We start from the raw sequence: 25428 nt of genomic DNA, 5'->3' as shown, positions 1-25428 counted from the left end.
AGATGAAAAGGAGAGAAATCCAGTGATTGTGGAAAAAAGAAGGTTTCCGTCCCCCCATCCGCATATTCACTTATTTACAGTGACCTATGAGGCAGATGGACTTCGGATCAAAGGGTTGCTCGCTGAACCAGCCGGAGAAGATCTCTATGACGGCTTTTTGTATTTAAGAGGCGGCATAAAAAATGTGGGGATGGTCAGACCAGGCCGGATTGTGCAATTTGCCGCGCAGGGATTTGTTGTATTTGCGCCCTTTTACAGAGGAAATCAGGGAGGCGAAGGAAACGAAGACTTTGCCGGAGAGGACCGGAAAGATGCTTTTGCTGCCTTTCAATTGTTAAAGCATCATAAAAAGGTGAAGCAGGAGCGTATTCATATCTTTGGTTTTTCGCGAGGAGGCATTATGGGCATTTGGACCGCTGTTGAAATGAAACAGGAGGCCGCTTCCTTTGTGACATGGGGAGGCGTCAGTGATATGAAGCTCACCTATGAAGAGCGTGTGGATATGAGAAGGATGATGAAACGTGTGATTGGCGGTCCCCCGCACAAGGTGCCAGAGGCCTATGAGGATAGAACGCCTTTAAATGATGTGGATAAAATTGAAGCGCCTATTCTCATCATCCACGGAGAAGAGGATCAGAATGTATCCATTGAGCATGCGTATTTATTAGAAGATGCGCTGCGCCAGCACGGAAAGTCAGTGGAGACTTGGTATTTCCATGGATACAACCATTATTTTCCGCCGCAGCATAATCGGGAAATTGTCAGAAGGCTGACGACGTGGATGCACAGCCGGAAAAACGGAAATGTGGTAAAATAAGCAGTATAACGAAATTTAGAAAGTAGGGGGATTTTCAATATGGGAATGCCTGTTGAATTTAATACAATGATTGTCACGAAGGGAAAAGAGACAAGAATTGAAGAGAATGTATTTGAACTCATGAAGGAAGGGTACCGCATTTATCCATTAAATATTCCGCTTGAGGTGCGTAAAACGAAAGACGGAGAAAAAACAGGGACAGCACTCGTTGAAAAGCTAGAGCTTACAGACAATGTGACAAAGGTGACTTACCGTCTCGTATCATTACATTCAACGAACTAACAAAAAAAGCTGAGGGAATGATTCCCCTCAGCTTTTGTCATTTGATTATACGAGTGGTCCGCCTTTGGCTTCAATGTCACTTGCTGCGTGGCTGAATTTTTGGAAGTTCTTTTTAAATTCATTGGCAAGGAAGTGTGCTTTTTCTTGATAAGCCTCTTGGTCATCCCATGTTTTAGATGGTTGAAGCACTTCATCTGGTACGCCAGGAATATGAAGCGGGATGTGTAATCCAAAGATGTCATCAGTGATCATTTCGGCGTTGTCGAGGTCGCCTTCGATCGCTGCTTGCACCATTGCTCTTGTATGCGCTAGGTTCATACGTTTGCCTGTACCATAACCTCCGCCAGTCCAGCCTGTATTCACAAGGAATACTTTTGCGCCGTGCTCATCAATTTTCTTGCCAAGCATTTCAGCATAGACGTGAGCTGGAAGCGGCAAGAATGGTGAACCAAAGCAAGTAGAGAATGTCGTTTCTGGTGATGTGACACCGCGCTCAGTTCCTGCTAATTTACTTGTGTAACCGCTCAAGAAATGGTACATCGCCTGTTCTTTTGTTAAACGGCTGATTGGAGGTAAAACGCCAAATGCATCAGCTGTTAAGAAGACAATGGCAGATGGGTGTCCTGCGATACTTGGCTTCACGATGTTATCAATCATTTCGATTGGGTAAGCAGCGCGTGTGTTTTCAGTAAAGAACGTGTCATCATAATCTGCTTCACGTGTTTCTTCATCAAGCACAACATTTTCAAGAACTGATCCAAAGCTGATGGCTTTGTAGATTTGCGGTTCTTTTTCTTCGCTTAAGTTCACACATTTCGCATAGCATCCGCCCTCAATATTGAAGACTCCTGAGCCAGACCAGCCGTGTTCATCGTCACCGATCAGCTTGCGGCTTGCACTTGCAGAAAGCGTCGTTTTCCCAGTACCTGAAAGGCCGAAGAATAGTGCGACATCGCCTTCTTGACCGACGTTTGCTGAGCAGTGCATGGATAAAATATCTTGCTCAGGAAGCAGGTAGTTCATGACAGAGAAGATGGACTTTTTCATCTCTCCTGCATACTCTGTTCCACCGATCAGAATGGTGCGTTTTTCAAAAGAAACGATAATAAACGTTTCAGAGTTTGTGCCATCTGTTTCAGGATCTGCTTTAAAATGCGGTGCAGATAAGATGGTGAATGGTTTTTCGTTTGAAGAAGGTGTTGATCCGTCAGGTCTGATGAATAGTTGCTTTGCAAAGAGATTGTGCCATGCAAATTCGTTTACCACTGTAATTGGCATACGGTATCTTTCATCTGCGCCGGCAAATCCTTCAAAGACGAATAGTTCATCACGTTCTTTTAAGTATGACACAACCTTTGTATATAAACGGTCAAATGCTTCTTTAGAAATCGGCTGGTTGACTTGACCCCAATCAATTTTATGTTCAGAGCTTTCTTCTTTCACGATAAATTTATCTTTAGGCGAACGTCCTGTGTAGGCACCCGTTGTAGCACGGACAGCTCCTGTTGATGTTAAAACGCCTTCATCACGTGCCAAAATCTTTTCAACAAGTTTCGGAACAGATAAATTTTGGTGCGTATTTTCTAATGAGAGCAATGACTGCAAATCTTCTTTTAAATCCACTGAGTTCATAAAAAAACCCTTCCTTTACCGTTGAATTTGTTTTGTTTCGATTAGTATAACACATTCATAACAATAGTCTATACTATTTAAATATTTTTGTGTGTGTTTTTTCATTTCTGCTATGAAAATATGCTTTTTGGTGATGCTCATATTGTGGTGAAAAAAAGGGAAGATAATTCTGATGAAGCATTGACATGACGCAAGTGTTTAAGATAAGATATCTTATTGAACGGATACTCTTATCCCGAGTTGGTGGAGGGACAGGCCCGATGAAGCCCAGCAACCGGTTTCTTATGAAAAGGCATGAATATGCTGAGAAACCAAGGTGCTAACCTGATGCAAGGTACAAGAACACCTTGAGCGATAAGAGTGAAAGGCATGCGATCCCAGACCCTTTCCTCGCAATGAAGGAAATGGTTTTTTTATTTTTGGGACATCATATGAACAAATTGCCAATAACATCTCTAATAGAAACGTTTTCAAATATAAGAGGGAACGAGTTCCGTATCATATTGGAGGCCTCATCTTGGGATGATGTGGTCTTGTACAGGAGGAAATAGCCATTATGAGTCAAAATCGTCGTTTATTTACTTCAGAATCAGTGACAGAAGGACATCCGGATAAAATCTGTGATCAAATTTCAGACAGCATTTTGGATGAAATTTTAAAGAAAGATCCAAATGCACGTGTTGCCTGTGAAACTTCTGTTACAACGGGTCTCGTATTAGTAAGCGGAGAAATTACAACGTCTACTTATGTCGATATTCCAAAGACGGTGCGTGACACGATTAAGGAAATTGGCTACACGCGTGCGAAATATGGTTTTGATGCGGAAACATGTGCAGTGCTCACATCTATTGATGAACAGTCTGCTGATATTGCGCAAGGTGTAGACAAAGCGCTTGAAGCACGTGAAGGCACAATGACTGAAGAAGAACTTGATGCGATCGGTGCAGGTGACCAAGGATTGATGTTTGGTTTTGCCAACAACGAAACCGAAGAACTTATGCCGCTGCCGATTTCACTAGCGCATAAATTATCTCTCCGTTTAACTGAAGTTCGCAAGGATCAAACACTTTCTTATCTACGTCCAGATGGAAAAACACAAGTAACAGTAGAATATGATGATCAAAATAAACCTGTTCGTATTGATACAGTGGTTATTTCTACGCAGCATGCACCAGAAGTGACGCTTGAACAAATTCAAAGCGACTTAAAAGAGCATGTCATCAGCCCTGTCGTTCCAAGTGAACTGATTGATGAACAGACAAAATACTTTATTAACCCAACTGGCCGTTTCGTGATCGGTGGACCTCAAGGGGATGCTGGTTTAACTGGACGTAAAATCATCGTTGATACGTATGGCGGATACGCTCGTCATGGCGGCGGTGCTTTCTCTGGGAAGGACGCAACAAAGGTTGACCGTTCAGCGGCATACGCTGCTCGTTACGTAGCGAAAAACATTGTAGCTGCCGGCCTTGCAGATTCTTGTGAAGTACAACTTGCTTATGCAATTGGTGTTGCACAGCCTGTATCGATTTCAATTGATACTTTCGGAACAGGAAAAGCTTCTGAAGAAAAATTAATTGAAGTGGTTCGTGCGAACTTCGATCTTCGTCCAGCTGGCATTATTAAAATGCTTGACCTGCGTCGTCCGATCTACAAACAAACAGCTGCATACGGACATTTCGGCCGTCATGATTTAGATCTTCCGTGGGAAAAAACGGATAAAGCCGATACACTTCGCAAGGAAGCATTAGGACAATAACAACATATAAAACCGCTTATTTTAAGCGGTTTTCCTTTTGATTAAAAAAAATTCTACAATAAGCGAAAAAATGTGAAACAAAATCGGACAAATAACTGTCTAATTATAGGTCTACTTTTAAGAAATAACATAACGTGGAGGCAATAATATGTGTGGGTTTGTTGGTGTGTTTAATCACCGTCCATTGTCCGAAACTACTGAGCAGGAAGAGTTAATTAAACAAATGAATCGTCTCATCGTTCACCGTGGTCCGGATGATGAGGGTTACTTTCATGATGAGCATGTAGGATTTGGATTTAGACGTTTAAGTATTATAGATGTTGAGCACGGAAAGCAGCCGCTTTCTTATGAAGATGAAAAGTATTGGATTATTTTTAACGGGGAAATTTATAACTATGTGGAGCTGAAGGAAGAGCTTGTGAAAAAGGGCTATACGTTCAGCACAGATTCTGATACGGAAGTACTGCTTGCCACATACCGTCATTATAAAGAAGAAGCGGCTTCTAAGCTTCGCGGCATGTTTGCATTTTTAATTTGGGATAAAGAAGCGCAGCAATTATATGGCGCAAGAGATCCTTTTGGTATCAAACCGCTTTATTTTACACAAATGGATGAGCAAGTGTATTTTGCGTCTGAGCGCAAAAGCTTGATGGCTGTGAACGAGAACATTTTATTTGATGAGACTTCATTGCAGCAGTACATGTCGTTCCAATTCGTTCCTGAGCCAAATACGCTTGATCAAAAGGTGCATAAAGTTGAGCCTGGTCATCAGTTTATTTTACGCCCAGGACAGGAGATCGAATTTAAGACATACTGGAAAGTTCAATTCAAGCCTGAGCAAACACAAGAACAGAAGTTAATCGAAGAAGTACGTGATGCGATCTATGATTCTGTGAAAGTTCACATGAGAAGTGATGTACCTGTTGGTTCATTCCTCTCAGGTGGTATTGATTCTTCCTTCATCGTGTCTGTCGCAAAGGAATTACACCCTGAACTGAAGACATTCTCTGTTGGCTTCCAGCAAGATGGCTTTAGTGAAGTCGATGTCGCGAAGGAAACAGCTGATAAGCTAGGCTTACAAAACTTCAGCGCCGTCATTTCTCCAGAGGAATATATGAACGAGCTTCCGAAGATTGTCTGGCATTTAGACGATCCTTTAGCTGATCCGGCGGCGATTCCATTGTATTTCGTGGCAAAAGAAGCGAAGAAACAAGTGACGGTTGTTCTTTCAGGTGAAGGAGCGGACGAGCTGTTCGGTGGATATAATATTTACCGTGAGCCTATTTCTCTTAAACCATTTGAATCTGTACCATCTATGCTGAAAAAGCTTCTTCTTCGTCTGGCTCGTTTAATGCCAGAAGGAATGAAAGGGAAGAGCTTTATCGTTCGCGGCTGTACGCCATTAGAGGAACGTTATATCGGTAATGCGAAAATCTTTGAAGAGCCAGTGAAGAAAAACCTCTTAAAGCATTATGATCCAAGCATCACGTATCGTGACGTAACGAAGACATACTTTGAGGAAAGCGCAGGCTACAGTGATATTAACAAAATGCAATATGTTGATATCCATACGTGGATGCGCGGAGACATCTTATTGAAAGCAGACAAGATGACGATGGCGAATTCTCTTGAGCTTCGTGTTCCATTCCTTGATAAGGTCGTTTTTGAAGCGGCTTCTAAAATTCCAGAAGAGCTGAAAACAAAAGATGGCACAACGAAATATTTATTGCGTAAAGCAGCAGAAGGCATTGTGCCTGACCATGTGTTAAACCGTAAAAAGCTTGGTTTCCCTGTGCCAATTCGTCATTGGTTGAAAAATGAGATGAATGCTTGGGCAAAAGACATCATCAAAAACAGTCAAACAGATGAATACATTAACAAAGAGTATGTGCTTGATTTATTAAATGAGCATTGTGCTGGTAAAGCAGATCATAGCCGTAAGATTTGGACCGTCCTTATCTTTATGATTTGGCACAGCATTTATGTGGAGCGCAGCATTGATCCAGAGCAGTTGAATCATCAACCGAAAGAAGTTATCTTTAGTTAATGAAAAAAGGTTTTCAGCACAAAGCTGAAAACCTTTTTTGTTATGATAGAAAGCGGCGGAAAAGGGTAAAATAACAAGCGGTTCATAGTTATTGCTTAATATCCTGAAAAAAACATGATAAAGTGAAGATACGCGTATGATGTTAACGGGATATAAGGGAACGATAGTATTGTCCTTTTTCTACATATTCTCTACGGATTCTGTCCATGTCTTGGATATCTTCATCTGTTAACTGCCGGACGACCTTGGCTGGACGGCCGAAAGCGAGTGATCCTTTTGGAATGACCTTTCCTTGAGGGACAAGACTACCTGCACCGATAAAGGCACCTTCGCCAATTTCTGCACCATCGAGAATGATAGACCCCATACCAATGAGGGCATTTTTTCGAATGATTGAGCTATGTAATGTGACTTGGTGTCCAATGGTAGCACCATCTTCTATAAGAAGTGTTTTTCCAGGACTTTGATGCAGACAGGATAAATCTTGAATATTGACGTTTTTTCCAATTCTCACAGGAGCGACATCGCCTCTGATGACGGTTTGGAACCACACGCTCGAATATTCTCCAATCGTGACATCTCCAGTAATGGTGGCGTTATCTGCAACAAAGACCGATTCATGAATCTCAGGTGTAAACTGATGATATGGATAAATCACTTTTTCGACTTCCTTTCTTAATACAACATTTGTGAGGTGTTTACTTTGTGGACTTGGCATGCTGAAAGACCAGTTGGTACAATTGTGATTGTACATGGTGCGAGTGAATATCACGGCCGATATAAATGGGTGATCGAAATGTGGCGAAATGCCGGCTATCACGTCGTCATGGGTGACCTCCCTGGGCAAGGGACATCGACACGTGCGCGCGGCCACATTCGTTCGTTTCAAGAATACATTGATACAGTAGATGAATGGATCGAACATGCGAAATCATTCAGACTTCCTACTTTTTTACTTGGACACAGTATGGGCGGACTCATTTCAATTGAGTGGGTCAAGCAGTATACCCATACGAAGATTGATGGCCTTATTTTATCATCACCTTGTTTAGGTCTGCAATTTAAACCGAAGAAGCTAATGGATTTTGCATCAAAAGGTCTAAATGTGCTCGCACCGTCCTTTAAAGTCGAGTCAGGGCTGTCGATTGAACTAGCCACACGAAATCAGGCTGTGATTGAGGCAGACTCAAATGATTCCCTTTACGTAACAAAGGTGTCGGTTCGCTGGTACCGAGAGCTGATCAAAAATATTGATGCAGCCATGCAGCCTACGAATGTCTTTAAATCGATTCCGCTCCTTTTAATGCAGGCGGGCGATGATAAAATCGTCGATAAAACGAGGGTGATCAAATGGTTCAATGGCATTGAATCAACCAATAAATCATATCGTGAATGGGAAGAGCTGTATCACGAAATTTTTAATGAACCGGAAAGAGAAGATGTGTTTAAGGCAGCAAGAGCCTTTACAGATCAATATATTTGATGGTGAGCTTTTAAGTTAGGGGTGGATTGATTTGTCAGTACCAGAGCGTCCTTTTGCACTGATGACAAAGGTGTATAAAGATATTTTTCCGCTTGTTCATCAGGAGCTAAAAAAGTGGCGAGCTCATGCAGAAATGATTGAAAATGAAGAACTGCGAACGCAGGCATTAGCAAGCATATCGAGTAAAACCTTTCACTGCGAAGGCGGAGGTATTTTATCTCTTCTAGCAGGTGAGGCGAAAGAAACGTGTATTGAATTCATTGTGGCGTATCAAACCATCAGTGATTACTTAGATAACCTATGTGACCGCAGTACGTCGCTTGATCCAAAAGATTTTCATATGCTGCATCAAGCAATGAGAGATGCGCTTGATATTCATGCTGAGCTCAAGCCGTATTATCAATTCCGTGATGAGCAAGAGGATCATGGGTATTTACATGCGCTTGTCCGCACATGTCAAGACGTGCTGTCACGCCTTGAGCATTATTCGATTATTCAGCCGTATTTACACACGCTGTGTGATTATTATAGTGATTTACAAGTACATAAACACGTGGTCCCTCATGAACGTGTGCCTCGACTAGAGTCATGGTTCCGCCAATATGAAAAGGATTTGCCTAAGATGGAATGGTATGAATTTTCAGCTTGTGCAGGATCAACGTTAGGGATTTTCTGTCTTGTGGCGTACGCGCTGCAGCCGGACTTTACAGAAAAGCAGGCGAAGCAAATTTACGAAAGCTATTTCCCTTATATTCAAGGTCTGCACATTTTACTTGATTATCTAATTGACCAAGAAGAGGACCGGCTTGGAGGAGATCTGAACTTTTGCTCCTACTATGCCTCTCATCATGAGATGATGGATAGACTTCAGCATTTTATTGAAAAAGCGGATGAACAGCTGAAAGGCATTCCGCACGAAAACTTTCACAAATTAATTAACAGAGGATTATTGGCAGTCTATTTGTCCGATGAAAAAGTAACAGCCCAAAAAGAGATGAATAAGCTGGCAAAACGGCTGATCAAATCAAGCGGGAAAACATCGTTCTTTTTCTATATCAACGGAAGAGCTTACCGGACCTATCAGAAAATGCCTTGGATGAAATCCTCATAAAAAAGCTCAAATCCATTAGGATTTGAGCTTTAGCTTTTTTTCAATGGCGACCACAAAAGGCGGGTCGTTTTGAATATTCATGTATTGATATGATAAAACTTGTACCTCTTCATGAGGAAGTGATCTGCAATAGTCGAGAAGCACTTCTTTTTCTCTTTTCCCTTCTGGGTGTCCATGATAAATCACAAGGACGATCAGACCTCCGGGTTTAAGCCAGTCGAGGAGCTGCTCAATGGCTTCAATGGTTGTATCGGCATGAGTAGTGACGGCTTTATCGCCTCCGGGCAAGTACCCAAGGTTAAACACCGCACCAGAGATATGTGCATATACATCTCTTGGCAAGTGTTGAGCCAGTTTTTCATGACCATCGTGAATCAGATGAACATATGGATATCCCTCGCCAAGCCTTTGGCGCGTCTGCTGTATGGCTTCTTCTTGTACGTCGAATGCGAAAACTTGTCCATCATGACCTACAAGATCAGCTAAATAGAGTGTATCGTGGCCATTTCCCATCGTTGCATCAATGACGATGTCGCCTTTTTGACAAGCCCGTTCTAACAGCTCTTTACTAAAAGGGAGCATGCGTTTCAAGATCATTTTGCTGCTTCTTCCAATCTGACGAAACGTTTGCCTTGGTAGCTGTTACGTCTTTCAAGCTCAGCATTAATGGCATTTAATACTTCCCACTTATTTACACTCCACATTGGACCGACCATTAATTCAATCGGGCCATCGCCTGTAATACGATGAATAATCATTTCTGGCGGCAGGATCTCCAGCTGATCACAAACAAGCTGGACATATTCTTCCTGGCTTAGAAACTCCAATTTGCCTTTTTCATATTGCTTGACCATTGGGGTTCCTTTTAAAAGGTGAAGCAAATGAATTTTAATTCCTTGCACATCTAAATCAGCAACAGCTTTTGCTGTCTCCATCATCATGTCCCGGTTTTCAAGAGGCAAGCCGTTGATGATATGCGAGCAGACACGAATGCCGTGTTTACGCAGTTTTTCTACACCTTCTACGTAGCATTCATAATCATGGGCACGGTTAATGAGCATCGCTGTCCGTTCATGAACCGTTTGAAGACCAAGCTCTACCCAGAGATAAGTGCGCTCATTTAATTCAGCTAAATACTCCACCACGTCATCTGGCAGGCAGTCAGGTCTTGTCGCAATAGATAAACCAACCACACCATCCAAATTCATCACGGTTTCAAATTTTTCCTTTAAAACAGGAAGCGGGGCGTGTGTGTTTGTATACGCCTGAAAATACGCCATATATTTTCCGTCTTTCCATTTTGTATGCATCCGGTCTTTGATTTCGTTAAATTGAGTGACGAGATCATCCGCCCGGTTTCCTGCAAAGTCACCAGATCCTGCGGCACTGCAAAATGTACAGCCTCCGTGGGCTACAGTACCATCACGGTTTGGGCAGTCAAAGCCGCCATCTAATGCCACTTTAAATACTTTATGACCAAAGTGCTCTCGCAAATGATAGTTCCATGTGTGATAGCGTTTTTCGCTGTTTGAATATAAAAAAGGGTTATGCTGATCCAAGTCAGTAACCTCCTTGCGTAATAATAGGCATCCTTAAAGTTTAACAAAAATCAAGAAGGAGGACAATTAAATCTGTCCAACATTTTCTTTAGTGAAAAAGCTTTACGTGGGCAAAATAGGCGTGAGCAATGATGAAATGGAGGGAATGCAGGATGGCAACAAGGCAGTCGATCGACGAATTTATCCAAAAAAGTACTGAAACCCTTGAGTTTGCAAATGAGCAATTTGATTTGAACTTACGCCAAGAGCATTATAATGAGGACGAATTTTCTAAGGCGCAGCTTATGCTTGAAGATGCAGTCAACGAATTAGAAAAATTAAAAGATGTCGCCAATGACCAGCAAAGAGAGCGGTTAGATAGGGCGCGTGTTCAAATTCAAAGCTTGCAAAATCAAATGATTTTAGGTATTTCTTACGACAACGAATGATAAACAGATCCTTTTTTAAAGGGTCTGTTTTTTATTTTTGAAAGGCTATTGACTTTTTATTTGAGTGTCTATATTGTATTGAGTGTACTACATCAACTAATACACTAAAGACACTTAAAAAGTGAAGAAAGGTGTTCAACCATGAAAAAAGAAAAAAAACCAATCAATTTGAAGTGGATGGTGCTGGCTGTTGTGTTAGCATGTACATTTTTTTTCGTTCTCGTTTTCATTGGTTTTGAAGTTCAAAAAGATTTGATACTTAATTCAATCCCTTTAATGCAAGGGCATGAACAAGCAATAGGACTGCAAAAGCATGAATGAGGAAAGAGGGAGCCGTCATGATTCAAATAGATCCACGAAGCGCTGCGCCAATATATGAACAAATCATTGAGCAACTCAAAATTTTATGTCTAAAAGGTGTAATGAAGCCTGGTGACAAACTGCCCTCTGTCAGAGAGCTCGCCACTATTATCATCGCCAATCCAAACACCGTCAGTAAAGCATATAAGGAGCTTGAGCGGGAAGGGATTATTGAAACACTAAGAGGTCGCGGTACGTATGTAACAGTAGAGGCTCAGTTAAAGCTGAATGAAGGGAAGGTATTGGAGATGAAGGAGCAATTAAGACAACTCATTATAGAAGCTCATTATGCCGGTATTGATATTCAACAACTGAAGGAATGGATAGAAGAGATCGGCTCAAGTCTTGAGGGAGGAAAAAAAGTTGATTGAGGTTAGAAATGTATCGAAGACATTAAATGGACGTGAAGTACTCAGTAACGTTTCCTTCAAAATAGGCGAAGGTGAGATCTTTGGTTTGCTTGGCAGGAATGGCTCTGGTAAAACAACACTTCTCCGCTTGATTCAGCAAATTCTTCTTCCAGATGAAGGAGAGATTTATTTTAAAGACGTGCTTGTGAAAGACCACCCGTTAGTAAAGCAAAATATTGTGTATATGCCAGTCGTCAATCCCTACTTTGACAGATACAATTACGGGCAGCTTGTCCAGCTGTTAAAGCATATTTATCCGAAGTTTGACGTGACATATGCCAATGAGCTTGTGAACCGCTATGAAATTCCGGAAAAAGTAAAATACCGTGAACTATCGACAGGGTTAAAAAAGCAGCTCTCATTAATTTTAAGCTTTGCGATCAAGCCAGCCGTGATTCTGTTAGATGAACCGACAGATGGTATTGATGCCGTCACAAGAAATGATGTTCTTCAGCTCATGATCGACGAGGTAGCGGAACGTGAAACGTCGATTCTCATCACATCGCACCGATTAGAGGATATTGAGCGTATGTGTAACCGAATCGGTTTTTTAGAAGGAAATCAACTCACAAGTGTCATGGATCTTGATGAATTAAAGAATGATTATCTAAAAATCCAGATGGCTTTTGAAGAAGATATGAACTTGAGTATACGAAAAAATGGTGTTGCTATATTAGATCAAGCTGGCATTTTTTATACAGCGCTTGTTCTTAAAACCGATGTAGAGGCTAAAGAGTACTTAAAGTCGCTGCAACCAAAAGTATGGCATGAACTGCCTGTGAATTTAGAAGAAGTATTCATTGCAAAGTTTGGAGGGAAACGGAGATGGTGAAGCGGCAATTATTATATAAGGAATGGAAGCAATCAGAGCTGACATTTATTTTAGTCATGCTGGTTGCGGTGTTTGCAACGCCATTATCCTTTTTACTGGGATACTCATCCTTTCAAACTTGTTTAAATGATACGACATGTACAACAGTAGATGATGGTTTTTATTATAATTTCAGTTCTGATATTTTTATCGCCCTCTCATGGCTTATGGGTTTGCTTTTTGCGATTATCCAGCTGGGATATGAAAGAAATAAAGGGCAAATCGATTTTACTTTATCCTTGCCGTTCAGTAGAAGTACCATTTATCAAACAAAGTTTTTCTTAGGTGCCGGAATCATAACGCTCGTTCATGTGTTGTCATATGCTTTCACTTACTTACTCATATTAGGTATTCAACCAAAAGAGACATTTGACTTTAATAGTGGTTACTTCATTGCGCTCGTGTCAACCTTAATGATTTATAGTTTGTGTCTTGCAGCAGGTGCTTTAACAGGAAGCGCAATTAGTCAAGCCATTGTTACATTCAGTACATCGATATTGCCATATTTATTAATTTGGCTTCCGATGTTTCATTTAGATTTTATTTTAAGAACGAATAGGCATTGGGTCGATGTCAGTTATGAATACTTTATTATGCCTATCGCCCCAATTACTTATATAACAGACCGTTTTCAATTTCGAGATATAGATAAATATCCACTTTGGTTCACTGGTGAAGAATTCATCATACCCATTGTGATGATGATTGTATTTTATCTCATTGGTTTGTTTAGCTTTATCAAGCATCCTATTGAACGAAATGGCCGTTTCTTCCTTTACTCAAAAATGGATAGACCGATTCAGATTTTGGTTATTGTCTTCGGTGTTCTAGGATTTGGCTGGGTTGGATTTTCTTCAGATAATTCTATATTTGGTTATATCGCTGGCATGCTCATCGGTGGAGCTGTAGGCGCACTAACAAGTTATTTCTTAATATATCGAAAAAGATAAACAGAGAGTAGGGGAGTAGAGATGATTCAGGTTCAAGCGTTAGATCATGTGTTTACAATTGGTAAAAAAGGCAGAGAGAATGAGATTCCTGTGCTGAAAGGGATTGACCTATCCATCAAAAGAGGCGACATTGCTTGTATTGTGGGTCGGAGCGGTTCGGGGAAATCGACCTTATTGAACTTAATTTCAGGATATATTACGCCAACGAGCGGACAAATTGTCATTGATGGGACCGATGTGACTGGCTTTAATGAAAAAGAATGGGCGGACTTCCGCTTAGATCACTTTGGTTTTATCTTTCAAAGCTTTCAATTGATCGGGAGCTTAACGACGTATGAAAATGTTGAACTTCCGCTCACTTTAAAAGGTGTGAAGCCGTCTGAACGAAAGGCGAAAGTAGAAGAAATGCTGAAACGAGTAGGTCTAGAAGATCATGCAGGGCATTACCCGAATGAGTTGTCAGGCGGGCAGCAGCAGCGTGTGAGTATTGCAAGAGCCTTGATTTTAAATCCATCTATTATTTTAGCGGATGAACCAACAGGCAGTCTAGATTCAGAAACCGAAGGAGAAATTTTAGCCTTTATCCAGCAGCTTAATCGTGAAAAAGGAATCACATTTGTCATCATTACACATGACGATGAAGTCGCTTCAATTGCAGATACCACGTTCCAGCTTCATGATGGTGTATTAAAGAAAGGGGAACAATCCATTGAAATTTAGAGATCAGGTCAAATTCATTAGAAGAAACATGAAGAAAAATAGATTGCGTGTGTTTATGACCATTCTTGCGACGACAATGGCATGCTCTTTCTTAATCGTTTTAGCATCTGTTGGTTTTGGTCTGCAAAAATCGGCGCAAGATGAAATCATGAAACAGCAAATCATCACAGAAGTGAAAGTGTTAGGCAAGGAAAAAGGTGACGTCAAAGTAGATGATTTAAAGAAATATGATCATGTGAAATCTGTCGTCTCAAGAACGGCGCTTATTCCAACGGTAAACGTCGAGCTCAATGATCGCTCAGGTGAAATGCAGGCTGCTCTAACCGATATGAAAGAAGAAAAAGAAGCAGGGCTTGAGCTAGACCGAGGGAAAGTCCCAACATCAGCGAACGAAATTGTGGTCGGGTATCATATGGCTGAACAACTGTGGACAAAAAAAGAACGCCAAGCCTATGAAAAAAAATTAAATCAGACATCAAATGGTGAAGAAATGCCAAAGGAGCCTAAGGGCTACACGAAAGATATTTTAAATAAAGTGATTCAAGTCAAAGTACCAAAACTCAATGAAGAAAATGAAGTCGTCAAAGAAAAAACATTTGATTTCCGTGTAGTAGGTGTGTTGAAAAAGCCGAATCTGGAGTGGCAAGAGGATCATAAAATTTTTATTCCGAATGCGTATGAAAAGGAATTTGGTCAAATACTCGATCTATCTCCTGAAGCAGGAAATGTCGAGAAAATGACTTCTGTTTATGCAGATAAATTCGACAATGTCGGTGCACTCACGAATAAGCTGACAGATGAGGGCTACCAAGTCATCTCTGTGACGAATCAGCTTGAAGGTATGGATATGTTCTTTACAGTCTTCAAAATTGGACTTATTTTTGTTGGATGTATTGCGGTCATTATTTCTGCAATTGGTATTTTTAATACGATGACAATGGCAGTAACAGAGCGAACACAAGAGATTGGTATTATGAAAGCCATTGGCGCGAATCCATCGATTATCAAGCGAATGTTCCTGATGGAAAGTGCTTATATTGGGGTGATTGGGTCAATCATCGGAATTATCATCTCATATATCATTAGTTTCGCCGTCAATTTAATCATTCCAGCTATTTTGTCGTCCATGTCAGAGGGAGGGTCAAGTGATCAATTCTCGATCACCTTCTCCTACATTCCACTCAGCCTTGTGATTACGGCAACAGTGATTAGCGCAGGGGTAGCGATCCTTTCAGGGCTCAACCCAGCACGTAAAGCAACAAAAACGAATGTATTAGCAGCATTAAGAAGAGAAATCTAAAAAAAGAACCTCCTAAGGCACCCAATTGGGCTGACAGGAGGTTCTTTTTTTCGTGACAAAAATGGCTATTGCTTAGGTGCCCGGTACCCTGCACGCTCTGCTTCTTCTACGGAGCAAAACATTTTGGTTACATTTTTGGTTCTAGAGTAGTATCTGCTGCTCGGTGTGTGATAAATACCGTTGACACTTCCTTTAATGTTACAGGCTGCAGATTCTTTTTTTGTTTCCTTCTGTGATTCATGACCGCCTGTGCTTTTTCCTTCATCTTTAGGAGCGGAGCGCTGAACGGTAGAAGACTCCGTATCGCTGCTGTTTTTCTTGTTCTCTTTTTTAAGTGTTTCAATGCTTGAGGCAAGCTTGTCTATTTTCTCTTCAAGCGCTTGAATGGTCTTTTCTTGCTTTTTGACTGTTTCTTTTTCTGAGGTGATGGTTTCTAGCTTTTTCGCTAGTTTTTCTTTATCCTTTGTTGCGTCCTCTAAAGAAGCGGTAAGTTCCTCTTTATCAGCTTTTAAGCGCGTTATGTCAGATGTGAGCTGCTTTTGATCCTTTAACAGCTGTTCTGAAGATGGATCTGCTTGTGCCTTCGGTGCATCTGTGGCAGCAAACGGTAATGACATAATGGAAAAGATGAGACCCAAGATCAAGAAAGGATAAAATAGTTTCTTTGAAAAGATCTGCGCATTCTGGTGTTTGAGTAATAAGAAATTGACGGCATATCCTATGGCAAAACAAACACATAAAAGACCTATGATGAGTAACATCATCATCTAGTAGCCCCCCTACATCTTTCATTACACCTATCATACCTCATTTTTCCATTTTTAGGGGGCGTTTCAACTAAAAAAACCCTGTTTTACACAGGGTTTTCAGCTAATGGTAATCCTTTGATTGCTTCCTTAACCGTCAAATAAGTGATTGTATCCTGAAAATCTGTATCCAAGTCTTTCATTTTCATTGCAAGCTGCGGTTTGATCCCTGTGATGATCAGTTCGGTTCCGGTTAGATTAAGAAGACGATGCAGCTTGAAAATGCGTGCTGCAACGGAATCATCGACATCGATTAAACCAGAAAGATCGACAATTAAATAATCATCCTTTGAATCATCTAATATACAAGTTAACTTCGCGACAATGGCATCAAAGCGTTCTTCAGATAGTTTTCCAATGAGTGGCAGAGCAGATACACCATTTTTGATTGGGACGATTGGCGTCGAAAGAGAGGTGACTTCCTGTAAGGAATCTTCTAGGAGCTGTTCATATTCTTTCTGTTTCGTAATATCCTTTTGAAAGCCAATGAAAAATGTTTTATCATCTTGTTCAATGTATAGAGGATCTATATTGAGTTCATTCCAAAAAAAAGTTCCGTCTTTTTTATAATTTTTTAGCTGTGTGGTAATAGGTGTTTTATTCTGTATTCCATGACGTATTAAATCGAGCTGCTTTTGATCTGTGTCTTTCCCTTGAAGGAATCGACAATTACGCCCAAGAATCTCATCTGGTTTGTATCCAGTCATGTGTGTAAAGCCATGATTCACATAAACGATAGGGTTATCCTCTAAAGAAGGGTCTGTAATGACAACACCGATCCGCGCATGATCTAGCGCTTTTTTTATGAGTTCAAGCTGTTTTTGTAAGCCGAAGATGTTCGAGCTGACCATATTACCCTCCTTTGTTGCTGCTATCAGACATATCAAATGGTTGTCTTTTCAACCAAAGGTATTCCTTACTAACGTAACATAACATATGTTCTGTTTCAACGATTGCAATGGCTTTGTTAAATTTGTCATCATAGTTTGTCCTCCATTAGAATATAGTAAGTAAGGAGACTTTTCTTTAGAAAAAGAAGGAATCAATTGCTTATAATTCATAAAATGACATAAATAGTTAATATGAATTAGGTAAAAATGATTCCAATGCATCAAGATTGTTTTGGGTCATTCACATATAATGGAAGAAACAAGCTTTTTTTCTTCGTTAGAGAGAATAGACCTTTTACATGGATTATGACGGAACAGCAGAATGGCATTACAGGGGGCTGGACAGCCTGAAGTCGCTTTACTATTCTAAGGGCTTTAGGAAGGTGATGAAAATGCTGCAACAAGTCATTATTGCTTGCGCCATTGGAGGGGTCATGGGCATTCTCGGTCACGTAAAGAAAAAAGGCAGGCTAGAGAAGCCCAGAATGACAAAAAAGTTTATTTATTTAGGGTTTATTGAAGATTGGCTCGTTGGGATGATTGCCGCTACACTGCTTGTCTTATCCTCAAATCCCGATTCTAGTCTGCACTTGGTCATCTTATCAATTATTTCAGGTTACGGAGGAGAAGCAGTTCTGCGAAGCTTTGATTTTGTAAGAGAACAGCATTCACAGAATGCAGACTCCAACCGTCATAACCGATCTCCACACGAATAATATCCTCTACTTTACCCTGATCTAGGGTACATTCCCATTGTATACAAACCTGCTTGCACTTATGATCATAATTCTATAAAATACTACTTAGATGACGGTTACGATAAGAACAGTGAAGAGGAGTAGTAGGAAAGCAGTATTTGTCTTTAGAGAATTGACGGCTGGTGAAAGTCAATCAAATCTGCTTCTGAACTCGCCTCAGAGTTGCAGTTGCGTTAAAGCTTCTGTCGCATGTCTGCGTTAAAGATATTAAGTGAGCGTACAAACAGAAAGTTACGCTAACAAGGGTGGTACCGCGGGAACCAAAAAATCTCTCGTCCCTTTCCAGGGATGAGGGTTTTTTGTTGATTTTAGAAAAATCTGAATTCTTGCAGTGGTCATCTGAGCAGATACAGCCGTACATATTAAAGGAGGTTTTCACATTGAGTTTTCAGCATCGGGAAATTGAAAAGAAGTGGCAGGATTATTGGCTGACACATAAAACATTCGCCACATCTGACTCGGAAGATAAACCAAAGTTCTATGCACTTGATATGTTTCCATACCCATCAGGAGCAGGACTTCATGTCGGGCACCCTGAGGGCTACACAGCAACGGATATTTTATCACGCATGAAACGTATGCAGGGATATGATGTTCTTCATCCAATGGGATGGGACGCATTTGGTCTTCCAGCAGAACAGTATGCACTAGATACAGGGAATGATCCGGCGGTCTTTACAGAAGAGAACATCAATAACTTCCGCCGCCAAATTCAATCACTAGGGTTCTCATATGATTGGGATCGAGAAATCAACACGACTGATCCAAATTATTATAAATGGACACAATGGATTTTCTTGAAATTGTACGAAAAGGGATTGGCGTATATCGATGAAGTACCAGTGAACTGGTGCCCAGCGCTTGGCACAGTCCTTGCAAATGAAGAAGTCATTGATGGAAAAAGTGAACGCGGAGGGCATCCGGTTGAAAGACGTCCGATGAAGCAATGGATGCTAAAGATTACGGCATATGCGGACAGGCTGTTAGAAGATTTAGAAGACATTGATTGGCCTGAAAGCATTAAAGATATGCAGCGTAACTGGATCGGACGTTCAGAAGGTGCACATGTTCATTTCGAAGTAGAAGGACATGATGAACAGTTTACTGTATTTACAACGCGTCCTGATACATTATTTGGTGCAACCTATGCGGTACTTGCACCAGAACATGCACTTGTTGAAAAAATCACAACAGCTGCTCAAAAAGAAGCAGTCGAAGCATATATGAAAGAAATTCAATCTAAGAGCGACTTAGAGCGGACAGATCTTGCAAAAACGAAGACGGGTATTTTCACAGGCGCTTATGCCATCAATCCATTAAATGGTGAAAAGATGCCGATCTGGATTGCAGATTACGTGCTGGCTACTTATGGAACAGGCGCGATTATGGCGGTACCTGCCCATGATGAGCGTGACTATGAATTTGCCAAAACATTTGATCTGCCAATCAAGGCAGTTGTCGAAGGCGGAGACATTGAAAAAGAAGCTTACACAGGTGATGGAAAACACATTAACTCTGATTTCCTCGATGGATTAGGAAAAGAAGAAGCGATTGAAAAAGTCATTGCATGGCTGGAAGAACATCAAAAAGGCGAAAAGAAAGTCACTTATCGTTTAAGAGACTGGCTATTTAGCCGCCAGCGTTATTGGGGTGAGCCAATTCCAATTATTCATTGGGAGGACGGAACTTCTTCAGCTGTTTCTGAGGAAGAGCTTCCACTCATTTTGCCTAAGACGACTGAGATTAAGCCAAGTGGTACAGGTGAATCACCTTTAGCCAATATTAAAGATTGGGTTGAGGTTGTCGATCCTGTTACAGGTAAAAAAGGACGCCGTGAAACCAATACAATGCCGCAATGGGCAGGCAGCTGCTGGTATTTCTTACGTTATATTGACCCGCATAACTCAGAAGAGCTTGCATCTCCTGAGAAGCTAAAGAAATGGCTTCCTGTTGATGTATATATCGGCGGAGCAGAACATGCTGTACTTCATCTTCTATATGCACGCTTCTGGCATAAGTTCTTGTATGATATCGGTGTTGTTCCGACAAAAGAACCTTTCATGAAATTGTTCAACCAAGGAATGATTCTTGGGGAAAATAATGAAAAAATGAGTAAATCAAAAGGAAATGTCGTCAATCCAGATGATATCGTAGAATCTCATGGTGCGGATACATTACGACTTTATGAAATGTTCATGGGACCTTTAGATGCATCAATCGCTTGGTCTGAAACAGGACTTGATGGCGCTCGCCGTTTCCTTGATCGTGTATGGCGTCTATTCACAAATGAAGATGGCACAATCAGTGATAAAGTAACGGAGCAAACTGGAGGCGCATTAGAACGAAGCTATCATGAAACCGTGATGAAGGTAACAGACCATTATGAAGGCCTGCGCTTCAATACAGGGATCTCACAATTAATGGTGTTTATCAATGATGCCTACAAGGCTGATACACTTCCGAAAGAATATGCAGAAGGCTTTGTGAAACTACTTTCTCCAATTGCACCGCATGTAGCGGAAGAGCTTTGGAATAAACTTGGTCATGAAGGGTCTATTTCTTATGAAGCATGGCCGCAATATGACGAGTCAAAGCTTGTCGACGATGAAGTAGAAATTGTCGTACAATTGAATGGGAAAGTGAAAGCAAAATTAACCGTTCCTGCTGATGCAACAAAAGAACAGTTAGAAGAGCTTGCGAAAAATGATGCACGTGTAAAAGAACAGCTTGAAGGGAAAACCATTCGCAAAGTGATTGCGGTTCCTGGGAAGCTTGTCAATATTGTTGCGAATTAGTGATGACACCCATCGGTATGAACCGGTGGGTGTTCCTTATTTCCCGGGACATAATTTTGTCGAAAACAAGGTGATTGCACTATCGATCTCGTATGTTAACAGATGATCAACAAAAGGAGGAGTGACGTCAATGGAAAAGGAAAGCAAACGTGAACAACTGCTCAGTCTGTTAGGAGAAATGCCAGAACGCCATCGCGTGGAGGCATATACGTTAAAGATCGAGGATCGTGAATCGTACGTAGTCGAAACACTCATTCTTTCAATTCATGGTGTGGAGGAAGTGCCCGCTTATTTTGTGAAGCCAAAGGATACGGTGAAAAAAAGACCCGTTGTGCTCTTTCAGCACTCTCATGGTGGGAACTACGTCGATGGGAAGGAAGAGCTCATCAAGGGTGCTCATTATTTGCAAGAGCCTCCATATGCGAAAGAGTTCACCTCAAAAGGCTATAGTGTCCTGGCTATTGATCATGCAGGATTTGGTGAGAGAAGAGGAAGAACCGAAAGTGAAATTTTTAAGGAAATGCTTTTAACAGGGAAAGTGATGTGGGGCATGATGCTGTATGAAAGCATGTGTGCAATTGATTATGTGCTGTCTCGACCTGATGTGCTGCCGGACCGGTTAGCTGTTTTTGGAATGTCAATGGGCGGGCTTCTTTCCTGGTGGACGGCTGCGCTTGATGAGAGGGTCAGTGTGTGTATTGATCTTTGTGCACAGGTCGATCACCACACATTAATTGAAACGAACAATTTAGACAGGCATGGCTTTTATTACTATGTACCAAGCTTAGCAAAGCACTTTACGGCAGCTGATATTCAAGCAATGATTTTTCCAAGGCCGCATTTAAGCTTAGTTGGAAAACTTGATCCACTCACGCCTGCTGAAGGCGTCGCACGCATTCAAAAGGGATTGAGCCAAACTTATCAAGCGGCTTCATTGAAAGTACGGTATCAGCTTGTTGGTCTTCATGCAGGTCATTTTGAAACAGCCGCTATGCGTCACGAGGCCACTCGATTCTTAAAAAAATGGCTGTAATCTATAAAGGCTTGGACATACTACGTCATTAGAAAGGAGGAGACACATGAAGAAGATCACGATCATTGGCGGGTGCGGTGTGATCGGCCGTATTTTAACAAAAACGCTCTCTTCTGAGTATGAGATCACCATTATTGATCAAGCGAGCTGTGTAAAAGGAGTTATTATTGCAGATGCAACGAATGAACAGGAATTATATGAGGCGATTCCGCGAGATACAGATGTCATCATACACCTTTTAAACATGGAGATGACGCATGATGTGATGAATCATGAGGAGTTTGAAAAAATGAATGATATTTTTTGGAGGAGCTCTTATTCTATGTTTCGATCAGCTACAAGTCTCGGCATACGAAAAGTCATTTTTGCAAGCAGCAATCACGTGACTGATCGTTATGAAAAAGATGGACGCTCCTTACTAGGGAGACATATTACAACAAACGATGTACCTGCGACTAAAAATGTCTATGGCATTTTAAAATTTGCTTCTGAACAGCTAGGCCGTCTGTTCCACGATCAAACGGGAATGTCTGTTATCAATTTACGGATTGGAACGGTTGTGACAGATGAGATGGAGGCATTACACGAGAAAGAACGGACGAAACGAACACTTCTTTCACATGAAGATCTAGCAGGGATGATAAAGGCAGCGATTGAAACGGCCGTTCCCTTTGGGACATATTATGCCGTATCAGAAAACGAAGAAAAGCCTTGGTCTACGGAAAACACGAAGCAGGAGTTAGGCTACAGACCTGATGTGAATACGACGGAAATCCTTGAAGAAAATGATCGGGCGTAGGGCATAATCATGTCATTAGCTGATGATCTTATTCTTTTGTTTCATGAGCATAAAAGCACGACTGACAGGATCGACCCAGTTGGACTGTCAAGATGATTATAGACGCTTTCTTCCCCCATTTGTTACATTTTAATCACGATATCGTCACAGGCTGCAGCTTATTTTCGGATAAAATGATAACGCTTTCAAAGAAAGGGTGTGATGAACATAGATCGTTCTATTAAAGGCCGATTGTTCAACTTATTTAATTACTCTTTTCTACTTATGTTCGCATTAATATGTGTGCTTCCGTTCATCCATGTCATTGCAGCCTCTTTTGCTACAGTAGAAGAGGTCATCACGAAGAAGTTTATCTTGTTCCCGACCACGTTTTCTTTAGAGGCCTATCGGTATATTTTCTCTACGGATATTGTGTACCGCAGCCTTATCGTGTCCATTCTTGTGACACTCGTTGGAACAGCTGTCAGCATGTTTTTGTCCTCACTCATGGCATATGGGCTGTCTCGTAAGGAGTTAAAAGGCCGGAGAACATTGATGTTTCTCGTTGTCTTCACGATGCTGTTTAGCGGAGGCATGATTCCGACGTTTATTGTGGTGAAAACACTTGGTCTACTTGATACCTATTGGTCACTGATTCTACCGGTTGCGATCAATGCGTTCAATTTGATCATCTTGAAAAACTTCTTTCAAAACATTCCGGCAAGCCTTGAGGAATCAGCGAAGATGGATGGCTGTAACGATTTAGGGATTTTCTTTAAAATTGTGCTGCCACTTTCTTTGCCAGCTATTGCGACCATTTCACTTTTTTATGCCGTGACGTATTGGAATACGTACATGACCGCGATCCTGTATTTAAATGATTCAGTGAAATGGCCGATTCAGGTACTTCTAAGGCAGATTGTCATTGTTTCGAGCGGAATGCAAGGGGATATGTCGGATATGGGATCATCCACACCACCGCCAGACCAAACGATTAAAATGGCTGTCATTGTGGTAGCCACCATTCCTGTTCTGCTTGTCTATCCATTTATTCAAAAGCATTTCAACAAAGGGGCATTACTAGGTTCTGTAAAAGGTTAAAAAGAAGGAACAACGGAGGGATCTTATGGGGAGAAAGAAATTATGGTTGATTGCGTTTGTCCTGTTATTTGCAGCAAGCGGTATTCTATCCGCATGTTCAAGCAAAGGAACAAGTTCATCAGATGAAAAGGTTGATTTAGACAAAAAAGTGAAGCTGACATGGATGGCCATTTTGTATCATCAGCAGCCGCCGAAAGATTCGGTTTTAAAAGAGATTGAGAAGCTCACAAATACAGAACTTGATATTACGTGGGTGCCGGATGCTGTGAAGGAAGACCGGTTAAATTCTGCACTTGCCGCCGGGAATTTGCCGCAGATCGTGACGATTCAAGACATTAAGAATTCGTCTGCTATTAATGCGTTCAGATCAGGTATGTTCTGGGAAGTCGGTCCGTATTTAAAGGATTATCCAAATTTAAGTAAGATGAACGAACTGATTAATAAAAACGCCTCTATAGACGGTAAGCTTTATGGCATTTATAGAGAGAGACCACTTTCAAGACAAGGAATTGTCATTCGAAAGGATTGGCTTGAAAATTTAAATTTGGATACACCAAAAACCTTAGATGATCTTTATGAGGTAGCGAAAGCCTTTACTGAAAAAGATCCGAATCAAAACGGAAAAGCGGATACAATTGGCTTTACGGATCGGAACGATTTGATTTATGGCGCATTTAAAACACTTGGTTCATATGAGGGAATGCCAACAGACTGGAAAGAAGAAAACGGCAAATTCACGCCAGACTTTATGACAGATGAGTACATGAATACGATGAATTATATGAAAAAACTGCGTGATAATGGCTATATCAACAAAGACTTCCCTGTGACAAGCAAAACACAGCAGCAGGAATTATTCTCACAAGGAAAAGCAGGAATCTATGTTGGAAATATGGTTGATGCTGTGAACTTGAGAGATGACGCGACAGATAAAAACATGAAAGTCGATATCTTGAACCGAATCAAAGGTCCAGATGGCAAAGAACGGGTGTGGGCATCAGGTGGTCATAATGGCATCTTCGCATTCCCTAAAACAAGCGTGAAATCAGAGGCAGAATTAAAGCGAATTTTGGCCTTCTTTGATCGCATTGCAGAAGAAGATGTCTATGGTCTCATGACGTACGGTATAGATGGTGAGCATTATAAGAAAGAAGAAGGGAATACATTTGTCAGGGAAGAAAGCCAAGTGAAAAGCTGGCAGACAGATGTACAGCCGCTTGTCAGTCTAGTAGGCATTGATAAACGTTACTTGAAAAATAAAGGGGATGCAGTTCGTACAAAATATGAAGAGCTAGAAGAAGACAATCAAAAGATCATCGTCGCCAACCCTGCTGAAAGCCTGTATTCAGAAACAGCCTCAGAACGAGGAAATGAATTGAAAAAAATCATCGATGATGCGACCTATAAGTTCATTCTTGGAGACATCAGTGAAGATCAATTTAAGAAAGATGTAGAGAAGTGGAAATCAAATGGTGGTCATAAAATCATAGAAGAATATGAAGCTTCCTTTAAAAAATCAAAATGATCAACATCAACAC

At 41.1% G+C, this 25428-nt stretch carries 25 protein-coding genes, 1 riboswitch and 1 other annotated feature; of the genes, 19 read left to right on the top strand and 6 right to left on the bottom strand.

Going from position 1 to position 25428, the window contains the following annotated elements:
• Nucleotides 1-22: 22 nt before the first annotated feature.
• Together MKY83_RS14455 and MKY83_RS14450 are read left to right on the top strand one after the other, a co-directional pair.
• Nucleotides 23-817 (top strand): prolyl oligopeptidase family serine peptidase, encoded by a 795-nt coding sequence (locus tag MKY83_RS14455; RefSeq protein ID WP_342487438.1) that lies wholly within the window; start codon nt 23-25, stop codon nt 815-817.
• 39 nt (nt 818-856) lie between these two features.
• On the top strand, nt 857-1099 hold the full coding sequence (locus tag MKY83_RS14450) for a DUF2584 domain-containing protein (protein WP_044142154.1): 243 nt from the start codon (nt 857-859) through the stop codon (nt 1097-1099).
• A gap of 45 nt (nt 1100-1144) precedes the next feature.
• On the opposite strand, the gene pckA is transcribed toward MKY83_RS14450, so the two are convergent.
• Entirely contained in the window at nt 1145-2731 is a 1587-nt protein-coding gene (gene pckA, locus MKY83_RS14445; RefSeq protein ID WP_012010978.1) for a phosphoenolpyruvate carboxykinase (ATP), read from the bottom strand.
• 227 nt (nt 2732-2958) lie between these two features.
• Nucleotides 2959-3092: riboswitch (SAM riboswitch) on the top strand.
• A gap of 195 nt (nt 3093-3287) precedes the next feature.
• Here pckA and metK point away from each other — a divergent pair.
• Both metK and asnB read left to right on the top strand, forming a co-directional pair.
• Entirely contained in the window at nt 3288-4490 is a 1203-nt protein-coding gene (gene metK, locus MKY83_RS14440; RefSeq protein ID WP_106066859.1) for a methionine adenosyltransferase, read from the top strand.
• Between the two features lie 148 nt (nt 4491-4638).
• Entirely contained in the window at nt 4639-6537 is a 1899-nt protein-coding gene (gene asnB, locus MKY83_RS14435; RefSeq protein ID WP_044142155.1) for an asparagine synthase (glutamine-hydrolyzing), read from the top strand.
• Nucleotides 6538-6679: 142 nt separating this feature from the next.
• On the opposite strand, the gene MKY83_RS14430 is transcribed toward asnB, so the two are convergent.
• Nucleotides 6680-7195: a gamma carbonic anhydrase family protein gene (locus tag MKY83_RS14430; RefSeq protein WP_012010975.1), complete on the bottom strand. Its 516-nt coding sequence runs from the start codon at nt 7193-7195 to the stop codon at nt 6680-6682.
• Between the two features lie 45 nt (nt 7196-7240).
• Here MKY83_RS14430 and MKY83_RS14425 point away from each other — a divergent pair, with 45 nt between their 5' ends.
• Complete coding sequence (locus MKY83_RS14425) at nt 7241-8020, top strand: alpha/beta hydrolase (protein WP_065098653.1); 780 nt, start codon at nt 7241-7243, stop codon at nt 8018-8020.
• Nucleotides 8021-8051: 31 nt separating this feature from the next.
• Entirely contained in the window at nt 8052-9131 is a 1080-nt protein-coding gene (locus MKY83_RS14420) for a tetraprenyl-beta-curcumene synthase family protein (RefSeq protein WP_065098652.1), read from the top strand.
• A gap of 15 nt (nt 9132-9146) precedes the next feature.
• On the opposite strand, the gene MKY83_RS14415 is transcribed toward MKY83_RS14420, so the two are convergent.
• Together MKY83_RS14415 and MKY83_RS14410 are read right to left on the bottom strand one after the other, a co-directional pair.
• The gene (locus MKY83_RS14415; protein WP_065098651.1) at nt 9147-9728 is read right to left on the bottom strand and encodes a class I SAM-dependent methyltransferase; all 582 of its coding nucleotides are present in this window, start codon (nt 9726-9728) and stop codon (nt 9147-9149) included.
• Nucleotides 9725-10690, bottom strand: a complete 966-nt coding sequence (locus MKY83_RS14410; protein ID WP_012010971.1) for a TIGR01212 family radical SAM protein — start codon at nt 10688-10690, stop codon at nt 9725-9727. Before MKY83_RS14410 ends, MKY83_RS14415 begins: the two co-directional genes overlap by 4 nt.
• Nucleotides 10691-10842: 152 nt before the next feature.
• On the opposite strand from MKY83_RS14410, the gene MKY83_RS14405 reads away from it, so the two are divergent.
• From MKY83_RS14405 to MKY83_RS14375, 7 genes are all read left to right on the top strand, one after another.
• The gene (locus MKY83_RS14405; RefSeq protein ID WP_034665376.1) at nt 10843-11118 is read left to right on the top strand and encodes a YtzC family protein; all 276 of its coding nucleotides are present in this window, start codon (nt 10843-10845) and stop codon (nt 11116-11118) included.
• 141 nt (nt 11119-11259) lie between these two features.
• Entirely contained in the window at nt 11260-11439 is a 180-nt protein-coding gene (locus tag MKY83_RS14400) for a hypothetical protein (RefSeq protein WP_003217546.1), read from the top strand.
• A gap of 17 nt (nt 11440-11456) precedes the next feature.
• A complete protein-coding gene (locus MKY83_RS14395) occupies nt 11457-11849 on the top strand; it encodes a GntR family transcriptional regulator (protein ID WP_065098650.1) in 393 nt (130 codons plus the stop codon).
• A complete protein-coding gene (locus tag MKY83_RS14390) occupies nt 11842-12720 on the top strand; it encodes an ABC transporter ATP-binding protein (protein WP_044142161.1) in 879 nt (292 codons plus the stop codon). Before MKY83_RS14395 ends, MKY83_RS14390 begins: the two co-directional genes overlap by 8 nt.
• Nucleotides 12714-13709, top strand: a complete 996-nt coding sequence (locus tag MKY83_RS14385; RefSeq protein ID WP_065098649.1) for an ABC transporter ATP-binding protein — start codon at nt 12714-12716, stop codon at nt 13707-13709. The genes MKY83_RS14390 and MKY83_RS14385 overlap by 7 nt, the downstream gene beginning before the upstream one ends.
• Before the next feature lie 21 nt (nt 13710-13730).
• Complete coding sequence (locus MKY83_RS14380; RefSeq protein ID WP_065098648.1) at nt 13731-14429, top strand: ABC transporter ATP-binding protein; 699 nt, start codon at nt 13731-13733, stop codon at nt 14427-14429.
• Nucleotides 14419-15729 carry an ABC transporter permease gene (locus MKY83_RS14375; protein ID WP_065098647.1) on the top strand — a complete coding sequence of 437 codons (1311 nt, stop codon included), beginning with the start codon at nt 14419-14421 and terminating at the stop codon, nt 15727-15729. Before MKY83_RS14380 ends, MKY83_RS14375 begins: the two co-directional genes overlap by 11 nt.
• 65 nt (nt 15730-15794) lie before the next feature.
• Here the strand turns inward: MKY83_RS14375 and MKY83_RS14370 are convergent, their stop codons facing one another.
• Together MKY83_RS14370 and MKY83_RS14365 are read right to left on the bottom strand one after the other, a co-directional pair.
• Nucleotides 15795-16496 (bottom strand): hypothetical protein, encoded by a 702-nt coding sequence (locus MKY83_RS14370; protein WP_065098646.1) that lies wholly within the window; start codon nt 16494-16496, stop codon nt 15795-15797.
• 86 nt (nt 16497-16582) lie between these two features.
• Nucleotides 16583-17386, bottom strand: a complete 804-nt coding sequence (locus MKY83_RS14365; protein WP_003217570.1) for an STAS domain-containing protein — start codon at nt 17384-17386, stop codon at nt 16583-16585.
• Between the two features lie 425 nt (nt 17387-17811).
• Between MKY83_RS14365 and MKY83_RS14360 the strand changes: the two genes are divergently transcribed.
• The 6 genes from MKY83_RS14360 to MKY83_RS14335 all read left to right on the top strand — a co-directional run bounded on the left by MKY83_RS14360 (nt 17812) and on the right by MKY83_RS14335 (nt 25415).
• Nucleotides 17812-18141, top strand: coding sequence for a DUF4257 domain-containing protein (locus MKY83_RS14360; protein WP_223250657.1), 330 nt, complete (start codon nt 17812-17814; stop codon nt 18139-18141).
• Nucleotides 18142-18244: 103 nt separating this feature from the next.
• Nucleotides 18245-18466 (top strand) — a binding site (T-box leader).
• 97 nt (nt 18467-18563) lie between these two features.
• Nucleotides 18564-20978, top strand: a complete 2415-nt coding sequence (gene leuS, locus MKY83_RS14355; protein WP_065098645.1) for a leucine--tRNA ligase — start codon at nt 18564-18566, stop codon at nt 20976-20978.
• A 130-nt stretch (nt 20979-21108) separates the two neighbouring features.
• Nucleotides 21109-22011 (top strand): dienelactone hydrolase family protein, encoded by a 903-nt coding sequence (locus tag MKY83_RS14350; protein WP_065098644.1) that lies wholly within the window; start codon nt 21109-21111, stop codon nt 22009-22011.
• Between the two features lie 46 nt (nt 22012-22057).
• Complete coding sequence (locus tag MKY83_RS14345; RefSeq protein WP_065098643.1) at nt 22058-22810, top strand: NAD(P)-dependent oxidoreductase; 753 nt, start codon at nt 22058-22060, stop codon at nt 22808-22810.
• Between the two features lie 219 nt (nt 22811-23029).
• Nucleotides 23030-23890 (top strand): carbohydrate ABC transporter permease, encoded by an 861-nt coding sequence (locus tag MKY83_RS14340; protein WP_113768708.1) that lies wholly within the window; start codon nt 23030-23032, stop codon nt 23888-23890.
• Nucleotides 23891-23915: 25 nt separating this feature from the next.
• A complete protein-coding gene (locus tag MKY83_RS14335; RefSeq protein ID WP_065098641.1) occupies nt 23916-25415 on the top strand; it encodes an extracellular solute-binding protein in 1500 nt (499 codons plus the stop codon).
• Nucleotides 25416-25428 lie beyond the last annotated feature (13 nt).

Origin of the sequence: Bacillus sp. FSL M8-0266, assembly GCF_038613425.1 — a bacterium.
Lineage (GTDB): Bacteria > Bacillota > Bacilli > Bacillales > Bacillaceae > Bacillus > Bacillus pumilus.
The sequence above is the reverse complement of the archived record's forward strand: the minus strand, read 5'-3'. Positions and strand labels throughout refer to the sequence as shown.

Bases quoted from the DNA above. Each gene is read 5' to 3' on its own strand.
- MKY83_RS14450 (WP_044142154.1), top strand. From the start codon at position 857: ATGGGAATGCCTGTTGAATTTAATACAATGATTGTCACGAAGGGAAAA.
- pckA (WP_012010978.1), bottom strand. From the start codon at position 2,731: ATGAACTCAGTGGATTTAAAAGAAGATTTGCAGTCATTGCTCTCATTA.
- metK (WP_106066859.1), top strand. From the start codon at position 3,288: ATGAGTCAAAATCGTCGTTTATTTACTTCAGAATCAGTGACAGAAGGA.
- asnB (WP_044142155.1), top strand. From the start codon at position 4,639: ATGTGTGGGTTTGTTGGTGTGTTTAATCACCGTCCATTGTCCGAAACT.
- MKY83_RS14415 (WP_065098651.1), bottom strand. From the start codon at position 9,728: ATGATCTTGAAACGCATGCTCCCTTTTAGTAAAGAGCTGTTAGAACGG.
- MKY83_RS14405 (WP_034665376.1), top strand. From the start codon at position 10,843: ATGGCAACAAGGCAGTCGATCGACGAATTTATCCAAAAAAGTACTGAA.
- MKY83_RS14400 (WP_003217546.1), top strand. From the start codon at position 11,260: ATGAAAAAAGAAAAAAAACCAATCAATTTGAAGTGGATGGTGCTGGCT.
- MKY83_RS14395 (WP_065098650.1), top strand. From the start codon at position 11,457: ATGATTCAAATAGATCCACGAAGCGCTGCGCCAATATATGAACAAATC.
- MKY83_RS14385 (WP_065098649.1), top strand. From the start codon at position 12,714: ATGGTGAAGCGGCAATTATTATATAAGGAATGGAAGCAATCAGAGCTG.
- MKY83_RS14380 (WP_065098648.1), top strand. From the start codon at position 13,731: ATGATTCAGGTTCAAGCGTTAGATCATGTGTTTACAATTGGTAAAAAA.
- MKY83_RS14370 (WP_065098646.1), bottom strand. From the start codon at position 16,496: ATGATGATGTTACTCATCATAGGTCTTTTATGTGTTTGTTTTGCCATA.
- MKY83_RS14365 (WP_003217570.1), bottom strand. From the start codon at position 17,386: ATGGTCAGCTCGAACATCTTCGGCTTACAAAAACAGCTTGAACTCATA.
- MKY83_RS14360 (WP_223250657.1), top strand. From the start codon at position 17,812: ATGAAAATGCTGCAACAAGTCATTATTGCTTGCGCCATTGGAGGGGTC.
- MKY83_RS14350 (WP_065098644.1), top strand. From the start codon at position 21,109: ATGGAAAAGGAAAGCAAACGTGAACAACTGCTCAGTCTGTTAGGAGAA.
- MKY83_RS14345 (WP_065098643.1), top strand. From the start codon at position 22,058: ATGAAGAAGATCACGATCATTGGCGGGTGCGGTGTGATCGGCCGTATT.
- MKY83_RS14335 (WP_065098641.1), top strand. From the start codon at position 23,916: ATGGGGAGAAAGAAATTATGGTTGATTGCGTTTGTCCTGTTATTTGCA.